We start from the raw sequence: 12,123 nt of genomic DNA, 5'->3' as shown, positions 1-12,123 counted from the left end.
TCATGTCTTTTATCCCACATCCTGAATATCCCGATGCCGCCGGGCAGTTCGGCCGTTATGGCGGCCGCTACATGCCCGAGACGCTGGCCCCGGCGCTCGATGCGCTGGAACACACCTTCCGCGCGGTTCGCGAGGACCCTGCGTTCTGGACCGAGTACCGCGCCATGCTGGCCGACTACGTCGGACGCCCGAGTCCGCTGCTGCATGCCGAGGCGATCAGCGAGGAACTGGGCGGCGCGCGCGTCTTCCTCAAGCGCGAGGACCTGAACCACACCGGCGCCCACAAGATCAACAATTGCCTGGGCCAGGCGCTGCTCGCCCGGCGCATGGGCAAGCGCCGCATCATCGCCGAGACCGGCGCGGGGCAGCACGGAGTGGCCACCGCCACGGTGTGCGCCTTGTTCGGCCTGGAATGCGTGGTCTACATGGGCGAGGTCGACGTGGCGCGGCAGTCCTCCAATGTGGCGCGCATGGAGATGCTGGGCGCGCAGGTCCGGCCCGTGCCGGACGGCAGCGCCACGCTGAAGGACGCAATGAACGCCGCCATCCGCGACTGGATCGCGCATCCGGACGACACCTACTACCTGCTGGGGACGGGCGCGGGGCCGCATCCCTATCCCTGGCTGGTGCGGGAGTTGCAGAAAGTCATCGGCGAGGAGACGCGGGCGCAGATTCTCGCGAAGACCGGGCGGCTGCCGGACGCGATGGTCGCCTGCGTGGGCGGCGGCTCCAACGCCATCGGCTTCTTCCATCCCTTCCTGAACGATGCCGGCGTGCGGCTGTTCGGCATCGAGGCGGGCGGACGCGGCACGCACACCGCCGAGCACGCCGCCAGCATCGGCGAAGGCTCCCCCGGCGTCCTGCATGGCTGCCGCAGCTACTTCCTGCAGGACGCGGACGGCCAGATCCAGAACGCGCATTCGATTTCGGCCGGTCTCGATTACCCCGGCGTCGGCCCGGAGCATGCCCTGCTGCACGATACCGGGCGGGTCGTCTACGAATCGGTCACCGATACCGAGGCGGTCGACGCCTTTCTGTGGCTGACGCGGCGGCAGGGCATCATCCCCGCGCTGGAAAGCGCCCATGCCTTGGCCTATGCCAGGAAACTCGCCCCGCTCATGGAGCGCGACCAGGCGCTGGTGGTCTGCCTGAGCGGACGCGGAGACAAGGACCTGAATTCGGTCCTGCAATTCACCGGAGAGGCCGCATGAGCCGTATCGAACAGACCCTGGCGGCGTTGCGCGCCGCCGGCCGGCCGGGCCTGGCCGCTTATTTCACGGCGGGCGATCCGTCCTACGATGACTGCCTGGCCTTGCTGAAAGGCCTGCCCGCCGCCGGGGCAGACGTGATCGAACTGGGCATGCCGTTCAGCGACCCGATCGCCGACGGGCCCGTGCTGCAACAGGCCAATGCGCGCGCGCTGAAGGCGGGGCAGACCCTGCGCCGCACGCTCGACCTGGTCGCCGCCTTCCGCGAAGAGGACGAGCGCACGCCTGTCGTGCTGATGGGCTATCTGAACCCGCTGCTGCGCTATGAGGCGGCCAGCTTCATGGCCGATGCGGCCTGGGCCGGCGTCGACGGGCTGATCGTGGTGGACCTGTCGCCCGAGCACGCCGCCGGCATCGAGCGGTTGGCGCGGCGCCACGGCATTGCGCTCATCAAGATGACCGCGCCGACGACGACCGAAGCGCGCCTGGAGAAAGTGCTGGAAGGCGCCAGCGGCTTCGTGTACCACGTGATGCTGGCGGGCACGACGGGCGCGGCGCTGCCGTCGCACGCCGTGATCGCCGCTGCGCTGGAACGCATCCGGGCGAAGACCTCCCTGCCGATTGCCGCGGGCTTCGGCGTGCGCACCGCCGAACAAATGAAGGCGGTCGGGCGCCATGCGGATCTGGTGGCGGTGGGGACCCGGCTGGTCGAGGTGCTGGCGGCGGGCGGGGTGGGGGCGGCGCTGGCCGAAGTGCGCGGGTTAGGGGCGGCGGCAAGAGGGGAGTGATGGCTGGATGGGACACCGACGGTTTCCCGAGGTGGGCAAATCCCTTCATACACCGACCGCCTGAGCGCCTGTCGCCCTACGCTGATCCGTTTCCCGGGAGACGGATATCAAGGGGCGCATATTCTGCCTGGCCATCGTGGCGGGCGCGGGGGCGGTGCAGACACTCGCGGCGCTGCCGGGGGCGGGGTTCTACCTGACCGCCGGCGTGGCCTGCGCCGTGTTGCCTGTGGCTGCCCGGCGCTGGCAGGGCTGGCTGGCGGGGATGCTGGCCTGCCTGATCGCGGGGTTGCTGGTGGGCGCGGTCAATGCCGCGCTGCGGGCGCAATGGCGCCTGGATGACGCGCTGGCCGACGCGCACCAGGATGCCGTCGCGCGGCTGGCGTTGCGCGTGGCCGAGCTGCCCGACGATGACGCGGGCGGCGTGCGGTTCGTGGGCGAGCAGGTCGGGCCGGCGCGTTCGGGCATTCCGCGGCGCATCCTGGTGTCGTGGTTGGCGCCGCCCGGCGCGCAGCCGGAATTGCCGCCGGTGGCGCCGGGGCAGGTGTGGCGCATGGCCCTGGTGCTGCGCCGTCCCCATGCGCCGCTCAATCCCGATGCGCCGGATGGCGAGGCGCGCCTGTTCGCGCGTGGCCTGCGCGCCACCGGCACGGTGCGGGGCCAGCCGCGATTGCTGGAAGACCAGCCCTGGGCGTCTGCCGGCATCGCCATCGAGCGTGCCAGGTATCGCGTGCGCGCAGGCATGCGGCGGGCGCTCGGCGGCCATCGCTACGCGCCGGTGCTGATCGCGCTGGCGATCGGCGACCAGGCCGGCGTGGCGCGGGACGACTGGCGCGTCTTCAATCGCAGCGGCATCACGCATCTGGTGTCCATCAGCGGCATGCATGTGACCTCGATCGCGGGCCTGGCGGCCTGGTCGTTGGCGGCGATGTGGCGGCGCGCGCGCTGGCGCGGCATCGGCCTGGCCGAGCGGGTGCCGGCGCGTATCGCCGGCGGCGCCGCGGCGATGGCCGTGGGGCTGGCGTATTGCCTGCTGGCGGGCTGGGGCGTGCCGTCGCGGCGCACGTTCTTCATGCTGCTGGTGGTGTTGGCGGCGGGCTGGTCGCGCCTGCGGATATCGGCGGGGCGGGTGCTGGCGTTCGCGGCGGCGGCTGTGGTGATGCTGGATCCATGGGCGCCGATAACGGCGGGTTTCTGGTTGTCGTTCGGCGCGGTGGCGATCCTGCTGCGCGTGGCGCAGGCGCCGCGCGACGCCGATGCCGGGTGGCGCCAGCGCTGGGCCGCGGCGCTGGCGCAGGCGACGCGGCTGCAGTTGACCGTGACGCTGGGACTGACGCCGCTGCTGGCGTTCCTGGTGCATCAGGTCTCGCTCGGGTCGCCGCTGGCCAATGCGGTGGCGATTCCGGCGGTGACGTTCCTGGTCACGCCGCTGGCGCTGCTGTGCGCCATGTTCTCTGTGGCGCCGGCCACGGCCGGCGTGGCCGCGGTGGCGGGGCAGGCGGGGGCGTGGGTGTTCGACCTGGCGATGACGGTGGTCGCGTGGGTGGGCAACGCGGACTGGGCCAGCTTCACGGTGGCGGCGGCGCCGTGGCCCTGGCTGCTGTGGGCGCTGGCTGGGATGGCGTGGGCCCTGCAGGCACAGGGCTGGCCGGCGCGGCGCCTGGGCTGGCTGTGCATGCTGCCGCTGTTGTGCTGGCGGCCCGAAAGGCCCGAGCCGGGCTACTGGCGCATGAGCGCGATGGACATCGGCCAGGGCAGCGCGATCCTGGTGGAGACCGCGACCCAGGCCCTGTTGTTCGATGCCGGTCCGCGCCATTTCGGCGGCGGCGACGCGGGCGAACGGGTGATCGCGCCGCAGTTGCAGGCGCGCGGCATCGGCAAGCTGGACGTGCTGGTGCTGTCGCACGCGGACCTGGATCACGTGGGCGGCACGCGCTCGGTGCTGGCGGCGGTGCCGGTGGCGCGCAGCTATGCGTCGTTCGATGTGGCGGCGTGGCTGCGGCGTGATGCCAGGCTATGGTCCGGGCAGCGTGGGGCATCGACGGCGGCGACATCGTCCCGGGGCAGTTTGCCGGCCGGCGAATCTTCGAATCGCGCACCGGACCGGGGCGCCTCCTACGTTTCTCCGGCCCGGATGCTGCGCTGCGAGCGCGGCGACAGTTGGCGTGTTGACGGCGTGACCTTCACCTTCCTGCATCCCGCGGCGGCAGCGGCCGCGCTCGGGGCCGATCGCAACGCCAACAGTTGCGTGTTGCGCGTCGCGGGCCGCGCCCATTCGCTGCTGCTGACCGGCGACATCGGCGTGGCGCAGGAGCGCGAGCTGGCCGCGCTCGGCCTGCCGCCGACCGATATCGTGCTGGCGCCGCATCACGGGTCGGCATGGTCATCCGGGCGGGAGCTGGTGGCCGCCGCGCATGCCGGCCACGCGATTGCCCAGTGCGGCTACCTGAACCGTTTCGGCCACCCGGCCCCGGCGGTGGAACGGCGCTGGCTCCGCGCGGGCGCGGCGTTCTGGCGCAGTGACCGCGATGGGGCGGTGACGGCCGAGTCGCGCGCCGATGGGCTGGCGGTGTGGGCGCAACGCGAGCGGCACCGGCGCTACTGGCATGGGCGCTGAGCCGGCCCGCGCCGGGTTCAGTCCGCCTGGTCGTTCGTTTCGCTGACGCCACACCATTGGGCAATGAAAAGCGCAATGGTCTTGGTGATCAGCCGCAGCGACTCGATGTGGACACGTTCATCAAAGCCATGGATGTCGAGCGACTTTGGACCATAGACCAGCGTCGGCATGTCGCCATAGATCACGAAGACACGGGCATCGAGATAGCCCGGGGTCGTGAAGCTTTCGAGCTCGCTCTTGAAGGCCTGCTGGTGGCAATCGCGCAGCGTGTTTTCGGCATCGCTGCCTTCTTCGAGCACGTAGCCTTCGGCATAGAAGCCGGTGTAGGCGACCTGGGGCGGCGTGCCGCCAAGCCGCGGGTCGGCGACGGCGTCGCGCAGGCAGGCGTCGATCTGCGCGCGGGCCTCATCCGCGGTGGTGCCCGGATAGATTGCCGCGCGCACGTCGAATTCACACCAGGGCGGTACCGTCGACGGCCAGTCGCCGCCCTCGATCTTGCCGATGTTGAAATTGATCGGATGGTCGAGATGTTCGAAATGGCGATGGCAGTGGTGCTCCGCGTTCCATTTGGCTTCGATCCCGCGCAACGCCTCGATGGCGGCGTAGGCGGCGTCGATGGCGTTGAAGCCGTTGGCCATCTCGCGGGTATGGGTGGGATGGCCCTGCACGCGGACCTTGAACCACAGCACGCCGACGTTGGCGCGCACCAGCATGTTCTCTTCCGGCTCCGGAATGATCACGGCGTCGGCCTGGTAGCCGCGCAGCAGGGCGGACAGGGCGCCGTTGCCGGTGCATTCCTCTTCGACCACCGACTGGAAATAGATCGGGGCGGCGGGTTCATAGCCGGCGGCGCGCACGGCGTCGTAGGCATACAGGTTGGCGGCCAGGCCCGCCTTCATGTCGGCAGCGCCACGTCCGTACATCCAGCCGTCGATGATCGCGGGGTCCCACGGTGAGCGGGACCACATATCCACGGGGCCGGTGGGCACCACGTCGATATGTCCGTTCAGGATGAGCGAGCGGCCCTGTTGCCGCGAGGGACGATAAGTGCCGACCACGTTGAAGGCGTTTTCATACGAGACGGTCACCGGGCCGAAGCCGGGGTGGGACTCGATGTCCTTGACGTCGATTTTCCAGCGGTCCATCGCGAAGCCGCGCGCGCGCATCGCCTCGTAGAGAAAGTCTTGCGCCGTATGCTCCTGTTCGCGCAGCGAGGGGAAGCGCACCAGATCCTGGGTGAAGGCCAGTTGGGCGTCGAAATGCGCGTCAACGGCTTGCAGGATCCGGCGGGTCTGCGCTTCGGTGAGCGCGGGCGGGGAGGTGGTCTGTGTCATCGGGTTTCCTGAAAGAAGGAGAAGCGGGGCGGCTCAGGCCGCGGCAGCGGGGGTGACTTCCAGCGCCAGGCGGCGCTTGTGGCCGGCCAGGGCCCAGATCGACACGAGCGTGATCGCCGACAGCGTCGAATAGAAGATCGCCAGCGGCAGCCATTGGCCGGGGTAGTGGTAGGTCAGCCAGGTGCCGACCAGCGGCGTCATGCCGCCCGCCACCGCGCCGCACAACTGGTACGACAGCGAGATGCCGGAATAACGCACGTGGGTGGGGAACGCCGAGCTGATGTAGCCGGCCATGGCGGAATAGATCGCGGCCATGAAGACCAGCACGATGGCGATGCCGCCGACGATGCTGTAGGGCGTGCCTTGCGACACGAGCATGAACATGGGATAGGGCGCCAACACCGAGAAGAAGGCCGCCGTAATGAGGACCCGGGTGGGGCCAACGGCGTCGGCCAGCCAGGCCGCCACCGGCTGCACGAAGAACTGGATGATGGCGACCACGAACAGGCAGTCCAGGACCAGCGTGCGGCTCAGGCCCATTGTCTGGGTCGTGTACGACAGCATGAAGGTGTTGGTGAAGTAGATGCCGCCGATCGCCACGGTGCACACCCCCATGCACAGCAGCACGGTGCGCCAGGCGGTGCGCAGCACTTCCTTGGCCGGGATCTCGGCGCGTTCCTGGCGCTCTAGCACTTTCGCGAAATCGGGCGATTCATTGACGCCGACGCGGATGAAATAGCCGACCAGCAACAGGACCGCGCTGATCAGGAAGGGAACGCGCCAGCCCCAGCTCACGAAATCGGCCTCGTCCAGCGTGGTCAGCAGCCGGAACGCGAGTAGCGACAGGATCAGGCCGGCCGGGCTGCCCAATTGCGCGAACGAGGCGGCGAACGTGCGGCGGCGTTGCGAGGCGTGTTCGCCGGCCATCAATACAGCGCCGCCCCACTCGCCGCCAACCGCCAGCCCCTGTGCCAGGCGCAACAGCAGCAACAGGGCGGGCGCCCAGAGGCCGGCGGTGGCATAACTGGGCAGCAGGCCGATGCCGACCGTGGCCAGCCCCATGATGACCAGGGTCGCCATCAGTGCGTTCTTGCGGCCGACACGGTCGCCCAGGTGGCCGAAGAGGACGCCGCCGAGCGGCCGTGCAAGGAAGCCGGCGGCGAACGTGCCAAACGACGCCATGGTGCTGATGAACGGATCGGCGGTGGGGAAGAACACTTTGCCGAACACCAGCGCGGCGGCCGTGGCGTAGATGTAGAAGTCGTACCACTCGATGGTGGTGCCGACGAATGCGGCGGTCGCGGCGCGGACAGGTTGGCGCGCCGCCGGAGCATGGGCGGGAGCGGTCATGGGGTTTCCTCTTGTGGGTGTTGTCGTTGTTCGAAGGCGTCTTTATCGCGCCCGCCTCGATATAACGTCAATTTATGATTTTTAATTTTTCACTTAAGTTAAATTGATGTCTTGCCGATTCCCTGCAAAGGCCGCCGATGAACAACGCCCACCCCGCCGACGCCCGCAGCGGCGACCGCCTCGACTGGAACCTGCTGCGGACCTTCCTGGTGATCGTGCAGGAGCGCAGCATCAGCGGCGCGGCCGCCAAGCTGCACCTGACGCAATCGGCCGTCAGCCAGGCGCTCAAGCGACTGGAGGAACAGTTGGACCGGCGCCTGATCGAACGGCACAACCAGGCGTTCACCGTCACCAATGCCGGTGAAGAGGTGTGTCGCGCGGCGCAGGCCATCTATGGCAATGTCGCGCAGTTGCTGACCGACGTCTCGCAGACGGAAGTCGAGGCGACCGGCCGCATCCACTTGCTGGTGGCCAGCCGTATTCACTCCCAGGTCTATGACGATTTCTGGGCGGCGTTCCATGCGGCCTATCCGCGCATCGAGGTGCAGATGGATGTGTTGCCCAGCAGCGAGATCGTTACGCTGATGCAGCAACGCGTGGGCACGGCCGGCATCGCGCTTTGCCGGCAGATGCCCAAGCGGCTCGAGAACAAGGTTTTCCTGCACCAGCGCTACGCGCTGTTCTGCGGGCGCAACCACGCATTGTTCGGTCGTCAGGACCTGCGCATCGAAGACCTGATGGGCGAAAACTTCGTCTCTTTCGCCAGCGATGCCCTGGGCGACAGCCTGTCGCCGCTGACGATTTTTCGCGACCAGCGGGGGTTTTCAGGGCGGGTGGTGGCGACGTCCACGCAGCATGACGAAGTCAAGCGCTTGCTCGTCGCCGGCTTCGGCATCGGTTGCCTGCCCGAGCACAGCGTACGGCGCGATCTCGCCGAGGGCCGGTTGTGGCGGCTGCCGCCCGGCGAGGGCGTGTGTTCGGTCGACCTGCACCTGTTGTGGCACCGGGACGTGCAACGCAGTCCGGCCGAGGCGGCCTTCCTCAAGCACTTTCGCGACTACATCGACGGTTTCACCATGGCCGAGCGGCTGGTGCCCGGCAACCTGCCGCCGCCTTGATGCGTCAGGTCCCCCGCCCGGGTCAGCGGGCCCGGGCGGCGATGCCGTCGCGCACTTGCCGGAACATCGTCATCGCGGCGGGCATGGCATCGCGTTGGGTGGCGCAGGCCATGCGGACGCGGCCTTGCGGCAATACGATGTCGGCATAGTAGTGCAGCGTGTCCGGGTGGCTGGGGCCCGGCGCCGCGAGGTAGTCCAGGCCCTGCGCGCCGTCCAGGGTGAAGCGGTCGTACAGCTCGATGGACCCGCCCAACCGGCGCTGCCGGCGTTCGGCGGCGGCGACCTGCGCGCTCGGCGCCGGCGCGGCGGGGGGCTTGGCGCCAGCCTGCGTGGCCTGGAAGCCGATCCGGCACAGGTACCTGGCGTCCCGCGCCCTGGGCGGGAAGTCATCGGGGCTGGAGATCTCGATCTGGGCGTCGTACCTGCCGCGGGTGGGCGCGGGGCCGGCCCGCAGCGGCGAGGGCACGGTGACGCTGAAGCCGGTGGCGGCGTCGACGTAGCGGCGCGGCGGGATGTCGGCGGGCGGACCCCGGTCGGTGGCGGGCGCCGTGTCGTCTTCCTGCTGGAAGCGCAGCGGCAGCATCAGCTCGGTCTTTTCCTGGGTCATGGCGTCCGGAAAAGCGGGCAGCGGGCCGGCGCGCCGCACCATGGCGACGGCGGTCTGGTCGACGGCGGCGTCGCCGGAGGACCGGCTCACCACGACGTCGTAGATGGCGCCGTTGCGTAGCGCCGTGATCTTCAGGGACAGGCTGATCGGGCCGCTGAGGCGGTGCGCCTCTTTCGGATAATCCAGGCGGCTGATCAGGCGGCGTTGCACGGCCCGGGTCCATTCGGCTTCGTTGCCGGGGGCGGCGGCCATGACGGGGACGGCGGCGCAGGCCAGGGCCAGGCCGATAGCGAGCAAGCGTGAGCGCATGGGGAGTCTCTCCTGGTCAGCCGAATGCCGCCCGCACCGCGTCGAAAGACGCGGCGATCATCGGCTCCTCGCGCCGCGCGGCCAGCGTGATGAAGGCCAGTTCCGCCTCGATCGACAGCCCCGGCGCCAGCGCCAGCCCGTGCGCCTGTGATTCGCGCAGGGCGATGGAGTCGCGCGCCAGGGTCAGGCCGACGCCGGAGCGCACCAGGTCCAGCATCGAGGCCTCCTGGTCGACTTCGGCGACCGCGTTGGGGGCGACGCCCAGTTCGCTGAATTTCGTCGCGAGCAGGCGGTGATGGACCGAGTCGGGCGGCGTCCAGATCCAGGGCAGCGCGGCGATCTCGTGCCAGCCGCGGCCGGCCAGTTGCGGACCCCAACCCTTGGGAGCGACCACGTAGTAGGAGAACGCCGCCAGCGGCAGGGCATGCAGGGCGGGCTGGCCGCTGGCCTGGTCGCGCGGGCCGAGGGAAAAGCCGACGTCCAGCTCGCCGTTGCGCACCTGGCGCGCAACCGAGCCGGACATGCCGTGGCGCAGCGTGGGGCGGATCTTGGGATAGTGCTGGACCAGGTGGCGCAGGGTGGCGCCCAGCCGCAGGAATTCGGGGTCGAGGATGGTGCCCAGGCGCAGTTCGCCCTGCACCGTGACGCGCAGCGCGCCGATGGCGCGCTCGAAGTCCTCGAGCGCGTCCAGCACGCGCTGGGCCGAGGGCAGCAGCGCGCGCCCATCGGCGTTGGGCGCCAGGCCCTGGGCGGTGCGGGTGAACAGCGGCAGGTCCAGGGCTTCCTGGAAGCTCTTGAGCTGCAGGCTGAGCGCGGGTTGCGTCAGGTGCAGGTGTTCGGCCGCGCGCGTCAGGTTGCCGACGCGCGCCACCGCGGCGAAGGTGCGGATGTGCTTGAGGTCCATGGCTCCGGTCCCGTCAGGGCGATACCCATTATTAAAGAGTCTTATAAAGCGCTTTTCAACAATTCATTGGACAGGGGCGTCCGGCTGCGCGACAGTGGCGCAGCGACTGGTGACTGACAAGAAGTCGAGACTCAAAAGAAGAAGCGCAAATGGAGACATACGACTACATCATCGTGGGCGCCGGGTCGGCTGGCTGCGTGCTGGCCAACCGCCTGAGCCGTGACCCGGCGGCGCGCGTGCTGCTGCTGGAGGCGGGCGGCCGCGACAACTACCATTGGATCCACATTCCAGTCGGCTACCTGTACTGCATTGGCAACCCGCGCACCGACTGGATGTACCGCACCGGCGCCGAGCCTGGGCTGGGCGGGCGGTCGCTGATCTATCCGCGCGGCCGGGTGCTGGGCGGTTGCTCGTCGATCAACGGCATGATCTACATGCGCGGCCAGCGCCAGGACTACGACGAGTGGGCCGAGGCCGCCGGCGATCCGTCATGGCGCTGGGACGAGGTGCTGCCGGTGTTCAAGCGCAGCGAAGACCATTATCGCGGCGGCGACGAATTCCACGGCGTCGGCGGCGAGTGGCGGGTCGAGGCCCAGCGGCTGCGCTGGGACATCCTCGACGCCTTCGCCGACGCGGCGGAGCAGGCGGGCATCCCCCGCGTGGCGGACTTCAACCGGGGCGACAACTTCGGGGTCGGCTATTTCGATGTGAACCAGCGCCGCGGCTGGCGCTGGAACACCGCCAAGGCGTTCCTGCGGCCGGTGCGCGAGCGGCCCAATCTGCGGGTGATGACGGGAGCGCACGCTGAACGCCTGCTGTTCGAGGGCACGCGCTGCGTCGGCGTGCAGGTGCGCCGCGAGGGGCAGTCCGTCAGCGTCCGCGCGGCGCGCGAGGTGGTGCTGGCGGCGGGCGCCGTCAATACGCCGCAACTGCTGGAATTGTCGGGAATCGGCGAGCCGGCGCGCCTGCGCGAAAGCGGCATTGCGCTGCATCACGCCTTGCCCGGCGTGGGCGAGAACCTGCAGGACCACCTGCAACTGCGCGTCATCCTGAAGGTGCGCGGCGTGAAGACGCTGAACCGCATCGCCTCGACCTGGTGGGGCAAGGCCGGCATCGGCCTGGAATACCTGCTGAACCGCAGCGGGCCGATGAGCATGGCGCCGTCGCAGTTGGGGGCCTTCGCCAAGTCCGATCCGGGCCAGGCGCGCGCCAACCTGGAATTCCACGTGCAGCCTTTGTCGCTGGGCGCCTTTGGCGAGCCGCTGCATGGTTTCGATGCCTTCACGGCCAGCGTCTGCAATCTGCGGCCGGTGTCGCGCGGCAGCGTGCACGCGCAGGGCGCGGACGGTTCGCTGCCGCCGGTGATCACGCCGAACTACCTGAAGGAAGAACAGGACCTGAAGGTGGCGGCCGACGCCATCCGGCTGGTGCGGCGCATCAGCGCGGCGCCGGCCTTGCAGCGCTACCAGCCGGAGGAATGGCTGCCGGGCCCGGCCTGCCAGAGCGAGGCCGAGCTGCGCGAGGCGGCCGGCAAGATCGGCACCACCATCTTCCATCCCGTCGGCACCTGCGCCATGGGCCGCCGCCCCGACGACGGCGCGGTGGTGGACGCGCGCCTGCGCGTGCACGGCTTGCAGGGGCTGCGCGTGGCCGACGCGTCGATCATGCCGACGATTACGTCGGGCAACACCAATTCGCCCACCATCATGATCGCGGAGCGGGCGGCGCAGATGATTCTGGAGGATGCGGTGCGCGTCGGCGCCGAGGCGCAGGAGGCCGAGCTGGTGGCGTGACGCGGAGCGGGACGCGCCCGTGGCGCGTTGGAGGGGGGCGGCCAGGCCCGACATTTCCAGCCTGGGGCCCGGGCGGCGCCTTCCAGAGGAGGCGGTCC

9 protein-coding genes are annotated in these 12,123 nt (G+C 69.6%); 5 read left to right on the top strand and 4 right to left on the bottom strand.

What is annotated here, in order from left to right; all coding sequences use genetic code 11:
• Window positions 1–2 precede the first annotated feature (2 nt).
• From trpB to HV783_RS02790, 3 genes are all read left to right on the top strand, one after another.
• A complete protein-coding gene (gene trpB / locus HV783_RS02800; RefSeq protein WP_175166779.1) occupies window positions 3–1,211 on the top strand; it encodes a tryptophan synthase subunit beta in 1,209 nt (402 codons plus the stop codon).
• Entirely contained in the window at window positions 1,208–1,996 is a 789-nt protein-coding gene (gene trpA / locus HV783_RS02795; protein WP_175188669.1) for a tryptophan synthase subunit alpha, read from the top strand. The genes trpB and trpA overlap by 4 nt, the downstream gene beginning before the upstream one ends.
• Window positions 1,997–2,150: 154 nt before the next feature.
• Complete coding sequence (locus tag HV783_RS02790; protein WP_254603825.1) at window positions 2,151–4,610, top strand: DNA internalization-related competence protein ComEC/Rec2; 2,460 nt, start codon at window positions 2,151–2,153, stop codon at window positions 4,608–4,610.
• Window positions 4,611–4,627: 17 nt separating this feature from the next.
• On the opposite strand, the gene HV783_RS02785 is transcribed toward HV783_RS02790, so the two are convergent.
• Both HV783_RS02785 and HV783_RS02780 read right to left on the bottom strand, forming a co-directional pair.
• Window positions 4,628–5,944 (bottom strand): ArgE/DapE family deacylase, encoded by a 1,317-nt coding sequence (locus tag HV783_RS02785; protein ID WP_116792531.1) that lies wholly within the window; start codon window positions 5,942–5,944, stop codon window positions 4,628–4,630.
• Window positions 5,945–5,977: 33 nt separating this feature from the next.
• Complete coding sequence (locus HV783_RS02780) at window positions 5,978–7,294, bottom strand: MFS transporter (protein ID WP_175166780.1); 1,317 nt, start codon at window positions 7,292–7,294, stop codon at window positions 5,978–5,980.
• 137 nt (window positions 7,295–7,431) lie between these two features.
• Between HV783_RS02780 and HV783_RS02775 the strand changes: the two genes are divergently transcribed.
• Window positions 7,432–8,412, top strand: coding sequence for a LysR family transcriptional regulator (locus HV783_RS02775; protein ID WP_054502206.1), 981 nt, complete (start codon window positions 7,432–7,434; stop codon window positions 8,410–8,412).
• Window positions 8,413–8,434: 22 nt separating this feature from the next.
• Here HV783_RS02775 and HV783_RS02770 read toward each other — a convergent pair whose 3' ends face one another.
• Both HV783_RS02770 and HV783_RS02765 read right to left on the bottom strand, forming a co-directional pair.
• Window positions 8,435–9,328 carry an energy transducer TonB family protein gene (locus tag HV783_RS02770; protein ID WP_175188668.1) on the bottom strand — a complete coding sequence of 298 codons (894 nt, stop codon included), beginning with the start codon at window positions 9,326–9,328 and terminating at the stop codon, window positions 8,435–8,437.
• Window positions 9,329–9,344: 16 nt separating this feature from the next.
• Window positions 9,345–10,232, bottom strand: a complete 888-nt coding sequence (locus HV783_RS02765) for a LysR family transcriptional regulator (protein WP_116792528.1) — start codon at window positions 10,230–10,232, stop codon at window positions 9,345–9,347.
• 149 nt (window positions 10,233–10,381) lie between these two features.
• On the opposite strand from HV783_RS02765, the gene HV783_RS02760 reads away from it, so the two are divergent.
• Window positions 10,382–12,025 carry a GMC family oxidoreductase gene (locus tag HV783_RS02760; protein WP_175188667.1) on the top strand — a complete coding sequence of 548 codons (1,644 nt, stop codon included), beginning with the start codon at window positions 10,382–10,384 and terminating at the stop codon, window positions 12,023–12,025.
• Window positions 12,026–12,123: the final 98 nt, after the last annotated feature.

Source organism: Achromobacter dolens (genome assembly GCF_902859745.1).
Classification (GTDB): Bacteria; Pseudomonadota; Gammaproteobacteria; order Burkholderiales; family Burkholderiaceae_B; genus Achromobacter; species Achromobacter dolens.
Note: the sequence above shows the minus strand (reverse complement) of the source record. Positions and strands in the feature narration are given on the sequence as shown.